Below are 22,704 nucleotides of genomic sequence, written 5' to 3' on the forward strand. Positions count from 1 at the left end.
CCTTGATTCCTCGCTCCGGGCTGCGCTTGCCCCCTTCAACAGGGAAGCCATTTGCCCGGTCAGTTTTAGTGGTTGCCATGTCCAGTACCGCGGACGACCTCAGGCCCAACCACCGGTTCAGGGACCTCTTCACGGGTCGACCACTGCGCCTTCAGGGCAGGGAGATCAACCTCCATGTCGTAGAGGGGCGGATGGCCAGGGATGGCATATTCGTTTTCCACCATGGTTCCGCAAGACGGGCAGTAGTACTCAAGAATACGAACCCACTCCGGATCCGGACTAAACGTAAATCGGTACTTATCAGGGTCGATAATCGGCGGATGGATTTCACGCGGGTCGCGGTTATGGACCAGCATCCCTTCCTTGTAGCTCTTGGTAGCCGGGCCAACAACGTGATTACAAACCCTGCATTCCCATTGCTCTTTCTCCAGATCGATACGGAGATATTCGGTCATCAATACTTTCATTTTTTTCAGCCTTTCTTGTTCAGCAGGATGTCGCCCGCGTCGCTGATGACAAAGCCCCAGCCATCCAGCACTCGGCAGGTAAAGAAGTCTTCTTCGATAATGGCGGGACCAACACCGGTGTCACCAGTCTTCATGCTTGACAGCTTGTAGACGGGCACCTCAACTCGCCCCTTACCTTTCGTAAGAAGAGTCCGCGTGCCATCTGCATTTGCTTTTTTGCCCGCAACAAACGTGGCCTGCTTCTGGTTCTCAGTGCGCAGCTCCTTCACTGCGCTCAACTCCAGTTCCATCAGCGCAGTCCCCTTAAGGGCGTCCGGGATAACAGCGTCTTCACCCAGGTCGTAACCGACCTCTTTGCCATCGACCAAAACAACCAAACGAGCACGGATGTCATAGCTACCCTCGGCGAAACCTTCGGCGAACATGTCGCGAGATGCCTTGGTCTTCAGCGCCGAAAATGCCTCGCGCAAGCCCTTGTTGTCGCAGTCATGAAGGGTTGCGGCGTAGTGGTGAGAGATATCGCACTCGCCAATGCCGTAGGCACTAAATACGGCCGCCATCTTCGGCACGGCAACGCTGCTGATACCGGCTTTTTCAGCAATACCACAGGCATTTAGCGGGCCCGCACCACCAAAAGCGAGAAGCTTCGTGTCTGGCGATACTTTGGTAAATCGATGCAGCTCAATGGCCACCTTTTCCTCATACGCGTGCTGCATATGCAACAAGGCATCATCCAAGCCGAGGCCAAGTGGCTGAGCGATATTGAGATGAACAGCAGTTGCAGCTCGATCAATGTCCAGAGCTAAATCGCCGCCAAAATACGACTTTGGATCGAGAATGCCGCACAGCAGGCTGGCATCGGTAATGGTCGCTTCCTTGCCGCCTCGACCAAAAGAGGCCGGGCCAGGAACTGCACCAACGCTTTCAGGGCCAATCACAATGCGTCCTTCATGGGCCTTGAAAATCGAACTACCACCAACACCGGCGCTCATGACCTCGCACAGAGGGAAAGAAACCGAAATACCCTCGACATGACCACGGCGCTGCTCGGCAACCGTGCCGTTTACATACTGACCGATGTCGGTGGTTGTGCCACCAATATCGATAGCCACAACATCGGAAAAACCATACAGGCGGGAGAAGGATTTCATACCCTCCATACCACCCCGAGGACCAGAGCTATAGGTCTTAATTGCTACAGTCTTGGCAACGCGCGACGAGTCGCCATCATTACGGAAGATGAGCAACGGATTCTTTGTCCGATATTCACGCAGGCGATTTTCCGCGTTGAACAGGAAGGCTTCCATCGCAGGATGCAGGAAGGAGTTAATGAGCGCTGTCCAGGTACGGCGGACCACATCACGGTCGGAACCAAGGTCGCTGCCATAAAGAATTGGCACGGCCCCGAGAAGATGGCGAGGATATTTGCGGAGGGCAATCTTCCGGAACAGGTTTTCACCCTCGATAAAAGATTTGCCATCAAAACTGATAACAAGACGGTTCGCACCCGCTGCTGTGAGTTTATTGATCGCCTTAACCGCGACCATCTGCGCATCGTCACGCTGCATCGCATCAGGATCAAGATGAACAACCCGGTCGCCCACCAATGCTGCGTAGAGTTCCTCATCCTGCTCTGCCAGACGAACCGCCAGATCATTGGCCGGACCGCAGTAGATCAGCCCCAAACGCGACCCTTTACGCTCGCAGATAGCATTCGTGCCCTGCGTCGTCGAATAGCGGATCAAGTCGACTTCTTCCAGCAAGCGAGCAACATCCTGCTCACCATAGATGACACCAGAAGCCTTTGTGAGTCCATCAAAAAAGCATTTGCTCAAATCATATGGAGTAGTCAGAACTTTGGTTTTACTGACTGATCCATCCTGAATGATGCAGATATCGGTAAGCGTTCCACCGTTATCTATATTGATTTGCAATCCCATCCTGCATTTCCTCCTACCAAGGTTTGCTAATTAGTTTCCTTGCCCGTATCACCGCACCCCAAGAGGTAAACCGTGTGAACGCTGTGAGTTTCCGGGTCTGGGTCTTGTCCATCCGATTCAGTCACCGGCTGGGTCACACACCCTTTCGCAAAGGGCGTGCCACGGCACACTTAAATCGCAACTAATTGAATTAACTGAATTTAATTTAATCAACGTCATCCTGAATAAGAATTTCTGGCGTCCGATTTCCGGATGAGCGTCCGATTGTTGGATGGCCATTCGCGCCAACAATCCGGCCTGCCGAGGACATTGACCAACGCCCGCATCCACGACCGGAAATTGGTCACTGGCGTACGAAAATGTCCGGAAGTCCTACGCGTGGGGATGGACGAGCAAAATCCGCCCACAAGGCAAACGATTCGATTTTTCCATAAGAATCAATTTCGTAAGCCGACCAAGGCGAATGCACATTGATGCCGGCACACGTCTTGCTGTTTATGGGGGAGGGTGAATCCGGCGTTTGCCCCTCACCACATCTGTCTCCTCTGCTAGGCCTTGCCCCTCGGCTGGTCTATGGCAGTTTCGCCGGGGCTAAGCCCCGGCTTTTTTTCTTTTGCTTGTGGTTAGCCAGGCCAGAGATAAAAGGCATACAAAATGAACACAGATTCTCTCTCCGCCAGCCCTCGTCCATCCACCTTGGAAGACAAACGAATACCTGTGACCCTGCTCACCGGTTTCCTCGGCGCAGGAAAAACCACACTGCTTAACCATCTCGTACACCTTCCGGAGATGACTGGTGCAGCGGTATTGATCAATGAATTTGGAGAGATTGGAATCGACCATCATCTGGTCGATAAGGTAGATGAGACCTTAATGATTCTTGACTCGGGTTGTCTGTGCTGCAGCGTTCAAGGAGATCTGCTAAAGGCACTCAAGAATCTTGCTGACAGAAGCTCAAAACGTGAAATCCCCCCTGTATCTAGAGTACTCATCGAAACCACGGGGCTTGCCGATCCCATACCGGTGATTTACACGCTTATGCAGGAATGGTTCATCTCGGCCCGCTACCGCTGCGATGGCGTCATAACTGCAGTTGACGCCACGCATGCCACGATGCAACTGGAGTCCCATCCTGAAGCCGTGCGCCAGGTTGCAATGGCTGATCGATTGCTGATTACCAAAGGCGACCTTGCTGATACCAACACCCGATTAGAGCTAAACAGAAAGCTAGACACCCTTAATCCAAGCGCAAAAAGAATCGAGGTTCCGCATGGCCGTGTTAGCCCGGATGCATTATTTGGATGCGGCATCTACACGTCAGTCGGCAAAGTATCTGATGTCGCGACTTGGCTCGGGGAAGAACAAATTCGCGATCAGAATATCCGTCAAGCCGAACTAAATGGCCCGTTGAACTGGCGAGGCAAGGGAACACGTGTAACACAGGAAAATAGGCACAATGCGGGAAGACATGACAACTCGGTCAAGAGTTTTGTTGTCGAGTTCAACACGCAAACTCCTTGGTACGAGTTCGCGCAAGCCATGGGCCATGTCCTTGCAACATACGGTACTCGAATACTCAGGGTCAAAGGCCTTATGGACATAATTGGCGACCCACTTCCACGTGTAATCCACTGCGTGCAAGACGTCGCCTACCCTCCCATCAATCTCGCAAAATGGCCAACCCAAAGCCCTTTTGTTGATCATCGAGGCCGGCTAGTTTTTATTGTTCGGGACTTAAGTCAGGCCGAGGTTGAAGATATAAAAGGGGCTTTTGAAAATCTTTCAAGCAAAGCTTCTAGACAGCTAAAAGATACACCTTTCCCTTTACCGACTATCTGCTGGCTAAGCCATAACACGCCAAGTAGCCATTCATCCGCTATTCAACTAGATGGATGGAACATACAAGTCAAGGGTTTGGGAAAACGGCAAACATACACTTAGCCGGTATCGCAGCACTGAAAAACATTGTCGCAGTCTGCAAGCGGTCGTTATTAACCCGGAAATAAAATCCGTCACTCCCGCTTTTGCGGGAATTACTAAGTCTCGTCCAAAAGATTGCCTATTTAATATAACCGTTCGCTAAGTTATCAATTGGCCGCGCGTATCCGGAGATGGAATTAGTTACTAGAAATCAATTAGAAGCGCGATTCGATGCGCCAAGAATATATATCACACCAAAGGAGATAATAATGTGGGTAAGACGAAAAACCTTGAACTCCTCCTTGGAGAAGGCTGCTACGGCATTGCTTCAAGAGGAGATTATTCAAGGTGAAGCAAAAGCCGGGGTTACTAGCCTCTTAGTGGAGGCATCCAATAAGACTTTGGGAAATCTCCGCGATGCGAGGCTTGCGGTAGTTGATGCGTTGAAAAATAACCATATCCTATCTGGACGGGTAATGGCGCTAGAGGCCGAGAAGGAGCTTCTCCAAACCAGACTGGATCTAATACTTCGTGCGACCAACGATGGTCTCTGGGACATGCTAAATCCAACGCAACCAATTGGTATGGAGCATGAAATTTGGTGGTCAGATCAGCTCCGAAATTTACTCGGATTTCAATGCGAGGAAGAATTTCCTAATGTACTAAATAGCTGGGCCGAGAGATTGCATCCAGAAGATAGGTCGATGGCACTATCGGCTTTTTCATCTCATCTAAACGATTACTCTGGTCGGACACCATACGATGTCACTTACCGGCTCGCCACAAAAAGTGGTGAATACCGCTGGTTCAGGGCGCGCGGGGAAACGATTCGCGATAGCTCGGGAAAACCTTTGCGGGTTGCTGGCTCGATGACCGACATTTCGGATGAAATGGCGTCTAGAAAGGAATTGGACACTGCATTGACGCGCTTTGAACTTTCCTTGGAAATGTTAAGTGATGGCTTGTGGGATATGGAGGTGGTTGCCGGAGATCCAGTCAATTCAAAAAATGCATTCTGGTGGTCAAATCAACTGCGAAGACTATTGGGGTATGCAACTGTTGAAGAATTTCCAGATGTCCTGGACAGTTGGTTGTCCAAAGTCCATCCAGACGATAAAAAGGAGGTTCTAGACGCATTTACTCAGCATCTTTCGGATCGAACCGGTAGAACACCTTATGACATCGAATACCGTATCTGTTGTAAAGATGGCGCCTATCGTTGGTTTAGGGCCAAGGGGCAGACGAGGCGCGGTCCAGATGGGACGCCGCTACGTGTAGTGGGAGCTTTAACAAATATCCAGGCAGCAAGGCATGAACAAGAGCTTCAACAAAGCGAAATGACGCAGCGTATTCAGCTCGAAAACCACCTTGCAAAGGTGTCTGAGATTATGCTGACAATTAAAGATATAGCTAATCAGACTAATCTCTTGGCCCTTAATGCCGCAATTGAAGCTGCTCGAGCCGGAGAATGGGGCCGGGGCTTTGCCGTTGTTGCCGACGAAGTCCGGAAACTTGCTGAGCGAACTCGAGAAGCGACAGAGTATGTGGCGAAAATGAGGCCGCCCCAATAACAACTCAATGCGCATGGCATTCCATTCAAAAATGCCATGGCCCTTTCTTTCCAGGCTTGGCATTGCGTATGGCCGAATCGGTAAGCGGCGCTGGTAGCTCCCTTTGGCTATCATGAGTTACCCCATAGAGTTACCCCTGACAAAGTGCGGGTGCTGTTGGACGAAGTCCCCGCTTACCGGATAAATAGGCGATAAAAAACCCGCACTTAGGCGGGTTATCAGGACTTCAACGTACTGCATAAAACTAGTTATTGGTGCCTTGGGCGAGACTCGAACTCGCACAGCTTGCGCCACTACCCCCTCAAGATAGCGTGTCTACCAATTTCACCACCAAGGCTACGGCATCCGGGGATGCTTGCGTGTTTTGTACATCGAGGAAGGGGCGCGATTCTAGCGGGAAATCGGCGCGCCGTTAAGCCCCTTGGCGAGAAAAAAGTTTGCAAGAGCACTCATCAATTCGCTTTTCATCGACAAGGAGAGCAATTCACACCGCCGCCACATGAGGTGGCGTTGCCTTGGAAATTTTGTCATTGGCTGATTCTTTCCCGCCCCCGCTTTTCGCAACCCATTTGTACAGGGTTGCGTAGAGATGTTCCGGACTGACCGGCTTGCTGATGAAATCGTTCATCCCGGCATCCAGACATTTCACCTTGTCTTCCGCAAAGGTGTTGGCGGTCATGGCCAGGATGGGCGTGGTTGCGCACTTGGCCAGGCGCCGGATACGCTGCGTGGCTTCGATGCCGTCCATATTGGGCATCTGCATGTCCATCAGGATCAGCGCGTAGTTGTTTTTCCCGGCCAGAGCCAGGGCCTCGACACCATCGGCTGCGGTGTCCACCTGCCAGTCGATATCGGTCAGCAGTTCCCTGGTGATTTCCTGGTTGATCGGTTCGTCCTCGGCGAGCAGGACTGACAGCGCCGGGTAGTCGTGCTTGAGGCGAAGTTCTGCGGCATCGGGCAAGGGAGCTTGAACCACCTCTTCATTGCCAGCCGGGTTCTTGCGGAGTCGCACGGTGAACCAGAAGGTGCTGCCGACCCCCTGGCGACTTTCGGCCCCGGCCTCACCGCCCATCAACCTGGCCAGTCGCTTGGTAATGGCCAGCCCCAGTCCGGTGCCGCCGTATTTCCGGGTGGTGCTGTTGTCGGCCTGCTCGAAAGCCGAGAACAGCCGGCCCATGGCTTCCTTGGCGATACCGATACCGGTATCGACGACTTCGAAACGTAGCATGACGCTGTCGTCAGCTTCATCAACCAGTTTTACCCGGAGCGTGACACTGCCGGTTTCGGTGAACTTGACGGCGTTGATGGCGTAATTGAGCAGCGCCTGTTGCAGCCGGGTGACGTCACCCAACAGGTGGGCCGGCAGCGGGTCGACTTCGCTGCGCAGATCCAGACCTTTGGCCTCGACCTGTTCGCGCAGCATGGAGGCAACATTGCCGAGAATGGCCTCGATCTTGACCGCCGACTCTTCCAGCTCGAATTTACCAGCCTCGACTTTCGAGATATCCAGAATGGTGTTGATGATATTGAGCAGGTGGGTGCTGGCCCCTTGCAGCTTGTCGAGGCGCTCGCTCTGTTCGGGTGTCAGGCCGCCGCGCCGGATCATGTGGGCGAGGCCGGTAATGGCGTTGAGCGGTGTGCGGATTTCGTGCGACATGTTGGCCAGGAATGTGCTCTTCGCGATATTGGCAGCTTCGGCCTCTTCCTTGGCCTGCGAGAGTTCGGCCGTGCGCACGGCGACCAGTTGTTCGAGATGAACCCGGTAGCGTTCGAGTTCCTCGGCGGCATGCTTGACATCGGTGATGTCCTCGGAAATGCCGAGCAGGAACACAGGCTTACCTTCGGCATTGCGTAGTGCCAATTTCTTGGTGTGCAGGATGCGCGGTTGACCGTGGCGCGGCGTGATGTTTTCTTCCGGAATGTCGGTGAGCGCGGTCGAGGCGAGTACTTCGCGATCCTTGCTGGAAAAGAAGTCAGCCTGTTCCTTGGTGAAGAAGTCGTGGTCGTTCTTGCCCAGGAGTTCCTGGCGGTCATAGCCGAGCAATTGTTCCCCGGCCTTGTTGAAGAGCACGAAGCGCAAATCGTCGGCACGCTTCAGGAAGATCATGTTGGGGATATTTTCGATGATCGAATTGAGCAGATGGCTGGAACTACGGATTTCCTCTTCGTTGCGGCGGTGTTGCTTGAGCAATTCGCCGACCTTTTCGGTCATCGAGTTGATGCCGTACTGCAATTCGCCCAACTCGTCGTTTGTCGATACAGGGATGCGGGCATCTAGGTTGCCACCCTCGACCTGTTTGAGGATGGTGAGCGAGTGCCGAATGCGGCGGGTGACCAGGCGTTGGGCGAAAAACAGGATGGCCAGCGAACTGAGCAAAATGAACAGCGCCGAGCCGAAGATGCCCCACTGGGCGATTGAGCGCTTTTGGGCGTTGATTGCGCTGATATCGATCTGGAACGCGGCGATATAGAGAAGCGCGTTGCTGACCGGATGATGGATATGCATGACGGCGGTCAGACTATCGCCGTTGATTATCGACTGCTGATCGGGGGCGTCGGCGGCCAGCCAGCGCTCGTCGAATCCGGGAACACTGCCTGCCTTGCGGCCGAGATGAACCGGGTCGGTCGAGATAATGACGCGGCCATTGCCGCCGACAACAACCGCCTGGGTGCAGGGCGCAGCGAGCAATTGGCCGATCAGTTCGCGCCGCGACAGGGCGGTTGGTGCCAGTTCATCGTTACTGATCATGCGCCCGAGCAATTGGAGGCGCGACTGGAGATACTCATCGGCGGCGGTGCTGTAGCGGTCGATGTAGAAGCCGCCGAGAGCGCCAAAGGCGGCAAGTTCGACACCGATGACGAGCAAGGCGATGCGGGCGATGAGACCAAAATGGAAAATTTTCATGGGGTGTTGCGGGGCGTGCTGCTCAGCGGCTCCAGACGTGTTGCGGTTTCACCCTCGAAGCGGGATTGCTCGGGCGGAATATGGCCGAGAATTTCCAGACCGAGCTCAGGGCGGGCTGCCCGCGGGTTCCAGCGGGCAATGTAGATGCTCTGTTGAACGTGGTGGCTGACCGGATCCATGAAGGCATCGGAATCCTGCATGCCGTCCCGCGCCGTCCGCCGGTATTTTTCGAGTTGGGCGATGACGGCATGGTTGTCAGTCGTCCCGGCTTTTTCAATCGCGGCGAGCAGGGCCTTGGTGGCGAGATAGGCGGCGTGGGTCACATCGCCCGGATAATCCAGCTTGGTGTGGCCATAGCGCTGGCGATAACGCGCGACGAATTCGGCGGTGCCCGGGGTTTTCAGGTTCCAGGCCCAGGTCGTGGCAAACAGCGGTCGTGGCGTTCCTGGCGCCGGATAGAGCTCCTCCCAGTCCACTTCGCCGACGATCCAAGATTGCCGTTCAAGAACTTGCGGATCAATCTGGGCAAAAAGCTTGATCTGGTTGTCGCCGCTGATGCTGGTTACCACCGCATCAGCCGGGATGGCGGCGACTTTGGTCAGGATCGCAGTCGGGTCGGGCAAGGTCTCGGGGGCCAGCACTTCGCCAACCACCGTGCCGCCGGATTCGGCGATGTATTGACGGCTGGCGGCCGCGTTGTCCTTGCCCCAGACATTGTCCTCGGTCAGCAGCACCACCCGTTTTGACTGGCGATTGGCTAGGGCGTACTTGATCAGGGCGCGATAAACATTGGCTCCATGCGCGTCGAAAACAAACTTTGTGCGATGGGCGTTCTCGACCGATTCGGAAGGCGCCGAGGAATTGGTATTGATGAAAATGGTGCCGTATTTCTGGCAAACGGCCGACATGCTGGCGGCCACGCCGGAACTGATGGCTCCGACGAGAAAGGCCGCCTTGGTCCGGGTAATCAGTTCATCGGCGACCCGTGCCGCCTGTTTTCCATCCAGGCTCGGGTCGCGCGCAACGAGGATGATTTCGCGTCCGAGAACACCGCCGCGCTGGTTGAATTCTTCAATCGCCAACTCGCTGCCACGGCGGTCGGCCTCGGCGTGCAGGGCGAAACGCCCGGTGGTCGGCGCGACGTGGGCGATAACCAGCGGCTCGCCACGTTCGGCGGCGTGCGCCAGCCAACCCGGCCCGTTGCCTAAAACCAGCAACAGGATAATCAACGCCCTCCCGAACGTTGTCGGCATGCATTTAGTCATGACGAGCCATCACCTTTACGGTTGTTTGTATCTATTCTAGTCGCGGAGTGCGAGATCGGTATTTCGTTTTTGGCCGTTTTTTCCAGTTGACCGTAGCAAACCCTTGCTAGTGGTAGAAGGCGTAGCCGATCAGAATGGCGCCGACCAGCCCGACGGCGTCGGCGATCAGGCCACAGGCCAGGGCGTAGCGGGTTTTGGTGATATTCACGCTGCCGAAATAGACAGCCAGGACGTAGAAGGTGGTTTCGGTCGAACCCTGGATGATGGCGGCGAGTTTGCCCTGGAAGGAATCGACGCCGTAGGTGGTCATGACGTCGACCATGAGGCCACGGGCGCCGCTGCCGGAGAGCGTTTTCATGAGGCCGACCGGCAGCGCCGGGACGAAATCGTCGTTCATGCCGAGCGCCAGGACGAGGCTGCGGATGGCGCCGATCAGGTAATCCATGCCGCCGGTCGTGCGAAAAACCGAGATGGCAACGAGCATGGCGATCAGGTAGGGGATGATCTGCACTGCGACGCCGAAACCTTCCTTGGCGCCCTCGACGAAGCTTTCGTAGACGTCGATGCCGCGCCACGCGGCAACCGCGACAAAAAGGGCGATGATCGAGACGATCAAACCGCTGCCGAGCAGGCCGATCATTTGCGCCATTTGTTCCGGCGGCATGCCGGCCAGACAGAAATACAGCCCGCCCATGAGTGCCGCGAAGCCGGCGAAGAAGGCGAGAACCGGTTTGCAGAACAGATTGATGCGCTGCCAGATGGCGACGGCGATCAGCCCGGCGCAGAAGGAAACGAAGGTGCCGAGGAGCGTCGGCAGAAAGATGTCGGCAGCGTTGAAGCCGACCAAGCCCTGCTTGAGGGCGATACTCTGGCGGATGGCGATGACCGTCGTCGGGATCAGCGTGATGCCGGCCGTATTGAGGACCAGGAACATGATCATCGGGTTGCTGGCGGTGTCCTTCTGCGGGTTGATTTCCTGCAGTTCGCGCATGGCCTTGAGACCGAGCGGGGTCGCCGCGTTGTCGAGGCCGAGCATGTTGGCGCTGACGTTCATGACGATGCTGCCGCTGGCCGGATGGCCAGCCGGAATGTCGGGAAAAACGCGGCGGAAGAAAGGCGCGACGAGGCGGCTGAAGAGTTCGATCAGCCCGCCCTTTTCACCGATTTTCATGATGCCCAGCCACAGGCTCATGACGCCGACCAGGCCGAGCGAAATGTCGAAACCGGTTTTGGCCGTATCGAACAGCCCGGTCAGGACGCGCGTGAAGATGTCGAGGTCGCCCTGCAGCAACTGCGCCACCGCCGCAACGAAGCCGACGAGGATGAAGGCGACCCAGATTTTATTGAGCACAGGCGGCGACGCGGGATGGTTGAAAGGCAGCCAGTCTAGCCGGCCGGCCGAGGACTGTCACCGCATTGGCATCGAGCAGGTTGGCAAACCCCAGGCAGCGCGCCGGGCTGCGTATTCCGCCTGCGGCAGTTGGACCAGCAAAGGCGCCGCCGAAGCATCGAGCCAGCCGGCGATTTCGCTCATGTCGGCCAGCGCCATCGCCGTGCAGCCGGCGGTCGGCACGCCCTGCCCCGCCCAGACATGCAGGAAGATGCACGAGCCGGCGCCGGGCACCGACGGCTCGGCATTATGGGCGACGACGGCACCGACGGCATAGCGTTCGTCAGGCCTCAGCATGTCCTCGCACGACGCCCAGTCGGGGTCGGCCACGGTGGATTGATCGACGATCCGGTTGTAATGCGCCGAAGCCGGGTCGTCGATGGCCTTGAGGTCAGGCGTCGCGGCCAGGTAGGTCAGCTTGGCAGCACGGGCAAACGGGCTGTCCGGCGCGGCGTAACCAAACAGCGCCGTGATGGCGAATATGCCGGCCGGCGCACAACCATCGCCCTCGCTCTTTTCCCGACCCTCGACCGGCGGGTGAAAGCCACGCCCCCAGGCCAGCCCGGCGCGGCCGAGGCTCACCGCAATCGCCGGCCCGACTGGCTGCCAGTCGCCGTCGTACCCCGTGCGCTCGAAGCGCTGCAACTGCGCAGCCTTGCTGTTCCAAGCTGGTGCAACGACGAGGATCAATTGCCGAGACGATGCAGCGATTGGCGAAGAGACGGTTGTAGGCGACGGCGGCATGCGGGCAACTCGGAAAGGTGATCGATGATTTCATTTTTGGCCGATTTTTCCCGTCGACCGTGGGACTCGCCAATTTTATGCCCGGCCCCGCGTCGCGTCTCGCCTGACGCCAACCCATGCCAAATCAATGCGCATCACTGCGGCATATCAGCACCCGCCGCCGCAACCGCTACTAAGTACATTTCAATTTTGGCCGTTTTCCCCGGTTGACCGTGGGATTGGCGGCAAGATGGCAAACGAATAGCCAGCAGCCGGTCCACTCAGATTTCTGCCGCTCGGCATCGGCATCGGCATCGGCATCGGCATCGGCATCGTCAGATAACGGCAGTGCGCAAAAAATGCGAAAAAGATATTTACATACCCTTTGACCGCCACCCTCTACAAACCGGGACTTTTCGCTTGCTCAGGCCTGAGACCTAGGCAGCCACTTCAGCAAAATCTCGAACAGTTGTTCGGGGTCAACCGGCTTGCCGATATGGTCGTTCATTCCTGCGTTCAGGCAGCCTCTACGATCTTCGTCGAATGCGTTGGCCGTTATGGCCAGAATCGGGGTGCCCTGGTATCCGGGCAGGGCACGGATTTCCCGTGTCGCATCAACGCCGTTGAGGTTGGGCATCTGCATATCCATCAGGATTAGGGCGTAACGATTTTGTTTAGCCAGCTCTACGGCCTTTTTTCCGTCTTCGGCCAGATCGACAACCAGACCAACATCTTCCAACAGCTCCCTTGCGACCTCTTGATTAATCGGCTCGTCCTCCGCCAACAGAATGCGTGTGTTGGCATGCTCGATTCTCAAGCGATCTTCTGCGGAATGAATGTTTTTCGCCTGTACCGGCATAACGACTTCTGTCGAGTTATCCATCCTGGCGGTGAACCAGAACGTGCTTCCCGAACCTGGCACGCTCTCGACCCCGATATCGCCCGCCATCAGATGCACAAGCCGCTTGCTGATCGCCAGCCCGAGGCCCGTACCTCCATACTTGCGCGTCATGGAGCCATCAGCCTGCTCGAAGGCATTAAAGATGCGTTTTTGATTCTCAGCCGAGATGCCGATACCGGTGTCCTGTATCTCGAAGCGCAGCATTAAGTCGTCCGGGCTTTCTTCGGCCACCCTGATGCGAATAGTGACTGATCCATGCGTAGTAAATTTGAGGGCGTTCCCGGTCAGGTTGAGCAGAATCTGGCCGAGGCGCAGAGGATCTCCTTTCATTGAAAGATGAGCAACTTCTGCTGGCAAATCGACCTGTAGCTTGATCCCCTTCTCCTGGAAGCGATGGCTGACCAAGCTCAGGAGATTTTCCAGAACTTCGCCAAGCTTGAAGCTCCTCTTTTCCAGCGTCAGATGGTCGGCCTCGATCTTTGAAATGTCGAGGATGTCGTTGATGACCCGAAGCAGGTGATGGGAGGCGTTCGTGACTTTGGTCAGTTGGTCGATGAGTTTCGGGTCGCGGGCGTGGCGCAATGCCAGTGCGGTCATGCCGATAACGGCGTTCATGGGTGTACGCAACTCGTGGCTCATGTTGGCCAGAAACGTGCTCTTGGCGACATTGGAAGCTTCGGCAGCCTCCCTGGCACGTTCCAAATCGGCAGTGCGCTTTTTGACGAGCCCTTCGAGGTGTTTTCGGTGATTCTCAAGTTCGGCCTGGGCTAGCTTGAGGGGCGTAATGTCCGACACCAGGACATAAAAGCCTCGTACTTCTCCATCCTGTGCATCCGGAATGTAATGCGCTTGGGAATGTCGTACGACCGAGCCGTCTGGCGCGGGAATATCACGCTCGAAAATCTGCGGTTCGCCTCGCAACGCGGCCTCGATATACGGAAGGTTGAGGCGGAAACGCTCTTCGCCGATGACGTCGCGGATATGCTTGCCGGGAATCTGTTCGGGATTGATTCCAAACCAGGTGGCGTAGGCGTGATTGGCAAATCGGTTGTGTAAAGTTGCATCCCAGTAACCGATCATCGAGGGCAGGTTATCGAGGATCGACCTGAGGTCGCGCTCGCTCTGTCGCAGCCGAGAACGTTCAATATCGAGTTCGCGATACGGTGCCTGGACTCCCGCAACAAACAAGGCGCGATAAATCATCACATAGGCAATTGCCTTATATACATGGCCTAACAGATTGAAAACATCGGTTACGTCTGCGTAGATCGTAAAGAACATTTCGGCCAACCCCTGAATCCAGGCGGCGGCCGCGAGCCAACGCAAATCCTTATTGTCGGTATGACGGCTAATCACATAAAACCGAATGGCTGCCATGCCATAGACCGCGGCAAGAAGATATTCGAAACCGATCTTGAATGCCGTAAGTCCTTGCCCCTCAATGAACGTACGAGGCAGCCACTCAGCATGACCCAAACCGACCCACCAGATCGTGGCGGCAAGGGCGAGAGCTGATCCAATAACAGCATTACTGGTTGTAGATGGCCATTGCCTTGGCGGCAATACAGCCACTGCGAGAAGCACTCCTGCTGCGATATAACGTCCAGCCAGCCAAAAGTTGATGGCCTTCTCCGGGCTGCTTGGTGTCAGCAGGGCCGGCATTCCGGCATAAGACAGGGCGTGAGCAAAATCGACGAGGGCAACGGCAAGAAATCCGGCGCCGAGTATGACTCGATGACTGTTTATGCCTTGGTTTCGAAGGTTCCACGCCAGCGCAAATACCATCGCCGAAACTGCCATAGCGATGAATTCGAGGAGGGTATGCAGCGGCAAGTAATTCGAGGGTGAGTCAAAGAGCTTTGCCGCCGGAAGCATCTGGCCAAATACCAAAATGAGCGTCAGGCCGGCCGCCCAAAATACTTCCGGCGAATAGCCGACTAACCAGCCCTTGACTATGACATCGTCGATTTGCTTAATTGGAGTACCAGACGCCAACGGTTGAATCTGCATTTTTCGCTCAGTGATTCAATCTGAATTGCGCCATTATCTCCGAAACCTTACCGAGAATCTTAGTCTTCGGACATGAACGGGAAACCCCTGCGCTCGAACGAAATTCGAGCCATTTGAGCGGTGTCATTCCCGAATACCGGTCCCTCAAATTCAATTCCTATCTCTGCCTTTGGTCAGCATCGAGGAGCAAAGATGGCCAACCCAGTTGATTTTCCGCGGAAAACGGCACTTATCTTCGGCGCTGTGGTCTCTGAGCCAGGACAATCATCAGCGCACGGGGGAAACATGGGCAAAGGCCGCCTGGAGGCATTCAGCGATGGCGTCATGGCCATCATCATCACGATCATGGTTCTGGAACTCAAGGTGCCGCATGGCGAACGCCTCGATACGCTAACCGCCTTGATTCCGGTGTTTTTCAGTTACGTGCTGAGCTTCGTGTACGTCGGCATTTACTGGAACAACCATCACCACATGCTGCACACGGCGCAAAAGGTCACCGGGCCTATCCTCTGGGCCAACCTGCATTTGCTTTTCTGGCTATCGCTGTTCCCGTTTGCTACCGGCTGGATGGGCGAAAACCACTTCGCGGCCGTACCGTCGGCACTTTACGGCGGGGTGCTGTTCATGGCCGCGGTTGCCTACTGGATACTGCAGGAAACCATCGTCGCCTCGCAAGGCGACAACTCCCTGTTGCGCAAGGCGCTGGGGCGGGACTGGAAGGGGAAGTCTTCACCAGCGGTCTACGCCGTTGCCATGGTGGCGGCCTTCTGGTCGCCCTCCCTGGCGCAAGGCCTGTACGTGTTGCTGGCACTGGTCTGGCTGATTCCCGACAGGCGCATCGAGAAGGCGCTGGCGAGCAAGGGAAGCCCGGCCGGTTAAAGCAAGCCGCGGCAATCGACATTGCAGGGCACATGCGGCACCATGAGGATGCACTTGAATTCGCCAGCCGGATCGCCGGGCGCTTCGCCCAAAACATACAAATTCACCGGCTGCCTTGAATGGCCGGGTCAAGGAGGAAACGATCGTGACTGCAGTGAGAAAATCCGCGGCCGCATTGGGCCTGGCCGGCATGCTCGCCCTCACCGGCTGCGCGCCGATGCACGGCCCGGGCTGGGAGCGTGACTACCCGCCGGTAGCCTATTCGCGCGACCTTTATCCGGGCTACGGCTCGGTATATGCCATCGACCTGGTTCGCCCCGAGCAAAACAGCGGCATTGGCGTCGGGGCCGTTGCCGGCGCCGTGATCGGCGGGTTGATCGGCCATCAGGTTGGCGAAGGCAGCGGCAACACGGCAGCTACGGTGATCGGCGCAGCGGGCGGCGCCTTGATCGGACATCAGATTGAGAAAGCGAACCAGCCGCAGGGCGACCAGTTCCGGCTGACCATCCGAATGGAAAACGGCGGCTACCAGACCTTGATCCAGAACACCGATTTCGTCGATCTGCGCGTCGGCGACCGCCTGCACATAGACAACGGCGGCGCCGTTCGGCGCTATTGATCTACCGACTCAGACGAATAGCCGGCAGGACCAGGAGCAGCGGGGTTTGATTTTTCTCATTCTCCCCGGCCTCCTGGCCTTTGCTTGTCGGCACTCAGCCTAATGAACACCAGCCACGTGCTTGTGCGAGCTGAGCTCCTTCTCCTCCTGCTTGGCGTGCTGCATTGCGTAGCGCCAGATGTAGACTGCCATGACCAGAATGAAGCCAATGGTGATCAAGCTGAGTATGCCGATGTCGGACGTGAATAAGAGTTCCCATGCCATGAGTCTTCTCCAGTAAATGGTGAATAGGGATGAATTCGTTTTGCTGCCGGCGTTTATGTGCAAGACATATGCCCGGTGCGCGCCAGGACAAAAATGCCAGACGGTGGCGACCGGGAAACGACTCGGCAGGAAATAATGGGGTCTGCCGAATTCGGCAGCACGACAGGCTGCCCGGCTGTTGGCCAAGGCTTTCGTGACGGTGATTCGCCACTTTTCCGCTGGCGAAACATCAGGCTTTACGAACGCGCATGACTGCCAGTTATGTCAATCAATAATATTGCACTGCCAGAAATGACACGAACTACCCGGCCCTCCGGCAGGTCAACGGACACCTGAGCCGAGCTGATGCAACACCCCGAACACCTCTTCGTGTTCGCCGAGGCACTCGGGTTGGAAGCCGGCATTCCCCTGCTGTGACGCATTTCCGGTTCGCAGCGTGGTCAGGAAAAAGTCGTCGAATTTCAATGGCGGTGGTTCGGCACCTCTTCCCCTGGGAGGAAAGGAAGAGGCGCCTTTGGGTACTGCCAGCTTCCGGAGAGTTTTATAGCCAGATACGTGCCAAAAGCATAACAAAGAACTAAATCATTAAAAATCAACAACCTGAAAAATTACAGATGAAAAACCTCGGCCATTTACGTCAAAATTGTCAGTCATGGCTGACGAAACCAAGCCTTCCACGGTCAACCGGAATTTTTGCCCGAAATTGAAATGCCACTCAATGGCTGGTGCCCTCTGATTTCGTGATCTTGTTCCAGACGTTGTACTTGCCGACCGGCTTCTTCATCGGCAGACGCTTCACCTCCTTGAGCGTCACGGCATCGTAGATGATCAGCGCGCCGTCCATTTCCCACAGGCTGGCCAGCACGTACTTGCCATCCTTGGTGAACTCGACGTGGGCGAAGGTCTTGCCCGGTTCCGGCTTCAGTTCGGCGACGATCTCCAGCGTTTCCTTGTCGATGATCTGCATGGTGTCCTTGAACTCCTTGCTCATCATCGAATCGGTCCACGCGTAGCGGCTGTTTTCGTGGCTGCGCATGAAGAAGCCGGGACCGCGCGTCTTGATCTGCTTGATGGTCTGCCAGGTCTGCATGTCGATGATGCTGATCAGGCCTTCGTTGAGATTCGGCGTTGCCATCACCGTTTTACCCTGCCATGTCCAGCTGATGCCGGAACCGAGGTGCGGCATGCCTGGCAATTCGAGGTCGGCAATTTTCTTGCGCGCGTCGAGATTGACCACCTGGCCGGTCACTGCCGCCTTGGCATCATTGCGCGAAGCGCCCATCACCTCGTCGTAGCCCTGAGTGAAATAGAAATCGTCGAGGTAGTCGTCGAGCTGCGTACGTTGCGGATTGAGGAAGCCTGGGATGAACGCGCCTTCCTGATACTTGTAGTCGTGGATCATGCCGGCCGGAATGGCATCGGCTTTCGGGTTGTACGAGATTTCCCAGACCTCTTTTACATCCTTCAGCGCGGCGACGAAGCTCTGGCGCGGCGAAGCGTCGTAGACGGCCGAGACGCGCGACGATACCTTGCCGTCCTTCTCACTGACCGGCAGGATTTTCTGCAGCTTGAGATCGGCGTCGAGAATGACCAGGCTGTGCGGCAGATAGTTGGCCACCGCCACCCACTTGCCGTCGCCCGACACTGCGGCATTGCGCGTGTTGATGCCGGCGCGCACTTCGGCGACGACCTTGAGGTTCCAGAGGTCGAATTTAGTGATCCAGCCGTCGCGCGAGGCAAAAAAGACGTAGCGCCCATCCGGCGTGAATTTCGGCCCGCCGTGCAAGGCGAAGCGGGACTGGAAGCGATGGATCGGTTCGAGCTTGTCGCCGTCAAGGATGGACACATGGTGATCGCCGCTTTCGACGACGACAAACAGGTTGAGCGGATCGGCCGTGAACTGCGGTTTGTCGGGCAGGCTGCCCGGCGCGTAGTTGACGATACGCGAGGCGTTGATTTCCTTCTCGCCCCAGGCCGGCATCGGCTTGATCGGCGTATAGACGTAATCGACCAGCGCCTTGATCTCGTCGGCCGCCAAGGTCTGGCCAATGCCGAGCATCTGCGTCGCCGGCCGGCCGTCACGGATGACCTTTTCGGCCTCAGGCTTGCGCAGGCGGGCGAGGTTCTCCGGGATCAGGGCCGGGCCGATGCCGCCCAGCCGGTCAGCACCATGACAGGCGGCGCAGTGCTGCTTGAAGTTTTCGCCAACATCGGCCGCCCCGGCGCTGTTTGCTACGGTCAACTGGAAAAAAAGGCCAAAAATGAAAAGCCCCGACGCCCGGATTTTCATAGCCCGATTTCCTCGTCGGACAGGTAGCAGCCGGGATCTTCCGCCCAGGCATCACCGGTCATCTGCTGCGCGCGAACGCGGGTGTTGCCGTTGCAGATGCCGAGATAAGCACAAGCCCCGCAGCGCCCCTTGACCGCCCGCGGCTGCTGTTTCAGGCCGGCCATCAGCGCATCCGAGGTATCCGGCCAGATCTGCGAAAAAGGCCGATCCTTGACGTTGCCCAGGTTGTGGTGCCACCACATGGTGTCCGGATGGACGTTGCCGAGGTTGTCGATATTGGCGACATTGACGCCCGACGAGTTGCCGCCCCACTGGCGCAGCTTGGCCTCGACATGCGCCGCGCTTTCCGGGAAACGCCGGCGCACCCAGTGCAGGAAATAGACGCCGTCGGCATCGTTGTTGCCGGTCGTGAACTCCTTGTTGAGCCCGCGCTGGTTGTATTCCCAGCAGGTCTCGAACAGCAGGTCCATCGCCGAGCGCGTTAGCTGGTATTGCGCGTCGTCCTTGCGGTTCTTGTTGCCGCGCCCGGCATAGTTGAGGTGAGAAAAGTAGAAGCGGTCGATGCCCTCTTCCTCGACCAGTTTGAGCAAGTCCGGCAAGTCGTGCGCATTGTCCTGCGTCATCGTGAAGCGGACGCCGATCTTCAAACCGAGATCGCGGCACAGCCGAATCCCCTTCAGCGAAGCCGCAAAAGCGCCTTCCATACGGCGAAACTTGTCATGAGTTTCACCAATGCCGTCGAGTGACACACCAACGTAGTTGAAATCGCACTCGGCGATCCGCTCGATATTGCTTTCATCGATCAAGGTGCCGTTCGACGACAGCCCGACGTAGAACCCCTTGGCCTTGGCCCGCTTGGCGATGTCGTAGATATCCGGCCGGAGCAGCGGTTCACCGCCGGACAGAATAAGCACCGGCACCTTGAAGCCCCTGAGGTCGTCCATCACCGTGAAAACCTGCTCGGTATTCAGCTCGCCTGGGAAATTGGTGTCGGCCGAAATTGAATAACAATGCTTGCAAGTCAGGTTACAGCGCCGAATCAGGTTCCAGATCACCACCGGACCGGGCGGATTGCGCTTGGGGCCGAGCGGGGTCGGCGCGGCGATTTCCTGCATGTATTGGGAGATGCGAAACATGAACGTCCTTGTTCTGGGCTTTCGGCCATTCAACGGCAGCCAGCCCCCTCATTCCTTGATACGAGTCAACCGCTGGAATAATGAGGCGTTAGATGGGCACCCCAAGCCCTGCGGTATACTTCACCGATGAATCCGAACGCACAGAATTTAGCCGGCAACGAGCCGACCCTCCCAAGCCACTGGGCGGCCGAGGTAGAGGCAAAGCTGGCCGCTGGTGAAAAGACCCAGGCCTGGGTCGAGATAGACCTCGACAATCGGCTGCGGTTCGCTTCCGGCCTGGTCCTCGTCACCGACCGGCGGTTCCTCGCCTACGCACCGGGCGATACCAGTTGGCAGGAATGGCCGCTACGCGGCGGGCTGACGCTCAACCACAACGATCACGCCGGCGTCGGCGCGCTCGAACTGATCGACGAAAAGGGCCTGCTCGCTACCTGGCGCTACACGCTGGCCAAGAACCTCGCCGCCCTGCGCGTCATCAACGAATTCGACCTCAATCGCGACAGCATCGTCAGCGGCCAGGCCGTGCTCAGGGCAAGCGACGAAGATTGCTGCCCGCAATGCAAGGCGCCGCTGCCACCCGGCGAAGACGAATGTCCGGTATGCAATCGCGAAGCGACGGTTGCCCCATCTACATGGACACTGTTCCGCCTCTGGCGTTTTGCCCGCCCCTACCGCTGGCAACTGATTACAGGTTTTGCCCTGACCCTGGCGTCGACTGCCGCCCAGCTCGTTCCGCCCTACCTGACCATGCCGCTCATGGACGAGGTGCTGATTCCCTTCCAGAACGGCAAACCAATCGACTGGCCGCTGGTCCTCACCTACCTTGGCGGCCTGTTCGGCGCCGCCGTGCTGGCCTGGGGCCTCGGCTGGATCCGCACCTACATCCTGTCGCTCGTTTCTGAACGCATGGGCCGCGACCTGCGCACGCAGACCTACGACCACCTGTTGGGCCTCTCGCTCGAATATTTCGGTGGCAAACGGACCGGCGACCTCATGGCGCGCATCGGCAACGAAACCGACCGCATCAACATCTTCCTCTCGCTTGACCTGCTCAACTTCGCCACCGACGTGCTGATGATCGTGATGACCGCGGTCATCCTGTTCAGCATCAACCCGTGGCTGGCGCTCGTCACCCTGCTGCCGCTGCCGATCATCGGCTGGCTCATCCACTTCGTCCGCGAAAAGCTGCGTACCGGTTTCGAGAAAATCGACCGCGTCTGGGCCGAAGTGACCAACGTGCTGGCCGACACCATTCCCGGTATTCGCGTCGTCAAGGCATTTGCCCAGGAAAAACGCGAAGGCGAGCGTTTCCGCGCCGCCAACGAGCACAACCTGCAGATGAACGACAAGCTCAACAAGACCTGGTCGCTGTTCACGCCGACCGTGACGCTGCTCACCGAAGTCGGCCTGCTTGTCGTCTGGGTCTTCGGCATCTGGCAAATTTCCAAGGGGGCCAGCACCGTCGGCGTGCTTACCGCCTTCCTCGCCTACATCGGCCGCTTCTACACCCGCCTCGATTCAATGAGCCGCATCGTCTCGGCCACCCAGCGCGCCGCGTCGAGCACCAAGCGGATCTTCGACATTCTCGACCACGTGTCGAGCGTCCCCGAACCGACCAACCCGGTGCACCTCGAAAAAGTCACCGGCCAGCTCGAACTCAAGAAAGCCAGCTTCCGCTACGGCACGCGCTCGGTCACCCGCGACGTCGATCTGGTCATCCAGCCCGGCGAAATGATCGGTCTGGTTGGCCATTCCGGCTCCGGCAAATCGACGCTGGTCAATCTGATCTGCCGCTTCTACGACGTCTCCGAAGGCCAGGTCCTGATCGACGGCGTCGATGTCCGTTCCGTGCCGGTCGCCGAATTCCGCCAGCACATCGGCCTGGTGCTGCAGGAACCCTTCCTCTTCTTCGGCACCATCGCCGACAACATCGCCTACGGCAAGCCGAAAGCGACGCGCCAGGAAGTCATCGCCGCCGCCCGTGCCGCCCACGCCCACGAGTTCATCCTGCGCCTGCCGCACGGCTACGACTCGCTGGTCGGCGAACGCGGCCAGGGCCTGTCCGGCGGCGAGCGCCAGCGCATCTCCATCGCGCGAGCCCTGTTGATTGACCCACGCATCCTGATCCTCGACGAAGCGACTTCGGCCGTCGACACCGAGACCGAGAAGGAAATCCAGAAAGCGCTCGACAATCTGGTCAAGGGTCGCACCACCATCGCCATCGCTCACCGCCTGAGCACGCTGCGCAAGGCCGACCGGCTGGTCGTCATGGACCGTGGCCGCATCGTCGAAGTCGGCAACCACGACCAACTGATGGCCGTTGAAGGCCATTACTTCAAGCTCTACATGGCCCAGGCCCGCAACGTCGACACCGAACCCATGCTGCCGCGCTCGACCAGCCAGCCCAAATCTCACGCGGAATAA

At 57.2% G+C, this 22,704-nt stretch carries 15 protein-coding genes and 1 tRNA gene; 5 read left to right on the top strand and 11 right to left on the bottom strand.

Features of this window, described 5'->3' with window-relative positions:
• Positions 1-65 precede the first annotated feature (65 nt).
• The gene (locus KI613_RS16080) at positions 66-455 is read right to left on the bottom strand and encodes an acetone carboxylase subunit gamma (RefSeq protein WP_117610179.1); all 390 of its coding nucleotides are present in this window, start codon (positions 453-455) and stop codon (positions 66-68) included.
• A 17-nt stretch (positions 456-472) separates the two neighbouring features.
• Positions 473-2,407, bottom strand: coding sequence for a hydantoinase/oxoprolinase family protein (locus tag KI613_RS16085; protein WP_226401215.1), 1,935 nt, complete (start codon positions 2,405-2,407; stop codon positions 473-475).
• Between the two features lie 654 nt (positions 2,408-3,061).
• On the opposite strand from KI613_RS16085, the gene KI613_RS16090 reads away from it, so the two are divergent.
• Together KI613_RS16090 and KI613_RS21310 are read left to right on the top strand one after the other, a co-directional pair.
• Positions 3,062-4,348 (top strand): CobW family GTP-binding protein, encoded by a 1,287-nt coding sequence (locus KI613_RS16090; protein ID WP_226401217.1) that lies wholly within the window; start codon positions 3,062-3,064, stop codon positions 4,346-4,348.
• A 248-nt stretch (positions 4,349-4,596) separates the two neighbouring features.
• A complete protein-coding gene (locus KI613_RS21310) occupies positions 4,597-5,898 on the top strand; it encodes a methyl-accepting chemotaxis protein (protein ID WP_319004074.1) in 1,302 nt (433 codons plus the stop codon).
• 252 nt (positions 5,899-6,150) lie between these two features.
• On the opposite strand, the gene KI613_RS16105 is transcribed toward KI613_RS21310, so the two are convergent.
• From KI613_RS16105 to KI613_RS16130, 6 genes are all read right to left on the bottom strand, one after another.
• Positions 6,151-6,235 (bottom strand) — tRNA-Leu (locus KI613_RS16105).
• Positions 6,236-6,382: 147 nt separating this feature from the next.
• Complete coding sequence (locus tag KI613_RS16110; RefSeq protein WP_226401219.1) at positions 6,383-8,803, bottom strand: response regulator; 2,421 nt, start codon at positions 8,801-8,803, stop codon at positions 6,383-6,385.
• Positions 8,800-10,068, bottom strand: a complete 1,269-nt coding sequence (locus KI613_RS16115) for an ABC transporter substrate-binding protein (RefSeq protein WP_226401221.1) — start codon at positions 10,066-10,068, stop codon at positions 8,800-8,802. The genes KI613_RS16110 and KI613_RS16115 overlap by 4 nt, the downstream gene beginning before the upstream one ends.
• A 106-nt stretch (positions 10,069-10,174) precedes the next feature.
• On the bottom strand, positions 10,175-11,419 hold the full coding sequence (locus KI613_RS16120) for a nucleoside recognition domain-containing protein (protein WP_226401223.1): 1,245 nt from the start codon (positions 11,417-11,419) through the stop codon (positions 10,175-10,177).
• 57 nt (positions 11,420-11,476) lie between these two features.
• Positions 11,477-12,202, bottom strand: a complete 726-nt coding sequence (locus KI613_RS16125; RefSeq protein WP_226401225.1) for a L,D-transpeptidase family protein — start codon at positions 12,200-12,202, stop codon at positions 11,477-11,479.
• A gap of 403 nt (positions 12,203-12,605) precedes the next feature.
• Positions 12,606-15,092, bottom strand: a complete 2,487-nt coding sequence (locus KI613_RS16130) for an MASE3 domain-containing protein (RefSeq protein WP_226401227.1) — start codon at positions 15,090-15,092, stop codon at positions 12,606-12,608.
• A gap of 285 nt (positions 15,093-15,377) precedes the next feature.
• Between KI613_RS16130 and KI613_RS16135 the strand changes: the two genes are divergently transcribed.
• Together KI613_RS16135 and KI613_RS16140 are read left to right on the top strand one after the other, a co-directional pair.
• Positions 15,378-15,971, top strand: coding sequence for a TMEM175 family protein (locus KI613_RS16135; RefSeq protein ID WP_226401229.1), 594 nt, complete (start codon positions 15,378-15,380; stop codon positions 15,969-15,971).
• Positions 15,972-16,116: 145 nt separating this feature from the next.
• The gene (locus KI613_RS16140; RefSeq protein WP_226401231.1) at positions 16,117-16,590 is read left to right on the top strand and encodes an outer membrane lipoprotein; all 474 of its coding nucleotides are present in this window, start codon (positions 16,117-16,119) and stop codon (positions 16,588-16,590) included.
• 99 nt (positions 16,591-16,689) lie between these two features.
• On the opposite strand, the gene KI613_RS16145 is transcribed toward KI613_RS16140, so the two are convergent.
• The 3 genes from KI613_RS16145 to nirJ all read right to left on the bottom strand — a co-directional run bounded on the left by KI613_RS16145 (position 16,690) and on the right by nirJ (position 20,280).
• A complete protein-coding gene (locus KI613_RS16145) occupies positions 16,690-16,854 on the bottom strand; it encodes a DUF3149 domain-containing protein (protein ID WP_226401232.1) in 165 nt (54 codons plus the stop codon).
• Between the two features lie 715 nt (positions 16,855-17,569).
• Positions 17,570-19,144: a cytochrome D1 domain-containing protein gene (locus KI613_RS16150; protein WP_226401233.1), complete on the bottom strand. Its 1,575-nt coding sequence runs from the start codon at positions 19,142-19,144 to the stop codon at positions 17,570-17,572.
• A complete protein-coding gene (nirJ, locus tag KI613_RS16155) occupies positions 19,141-20,280 on the bottom strand; it encodes a heme d1 biosynthesis radical SAM protein NirJ (protein ID WP_226401234.1) in 1,140 nt (379 codons plus the stop codon). Before nirJ ends, KI613_RS16150 begins: the two co-directional genes overlap by 4 nt.
• 126 nt (positions 20,281-20,406) lie before the next feature.
• Here nirJ and KI613_RS16160 point away from each other — a divergent pair, with 126 nt between their 5' ends.
• Positions 20,407-22,704: a cyanophycin metabolism-associated ABC transporter gene (locus tag KI613_RS16160; RefSeq protein ID WP_226401235.1), complete on the top strand. Its 2,298-nt coding sequence runs from the start codon at positions 20,407-20,409 to the stop codon at positions 22,702-22,704.

This window comes from Ferribacterium limneticum (genome assembly GCF_020510585.1).
In the GTDB taxonomy this organism is placed as follows: domain Bacteria; phylum Pseudomonadota; class Gammaproteobacteria; order Burkholderiales; family Rhodocyclaceae; genus Azonexus.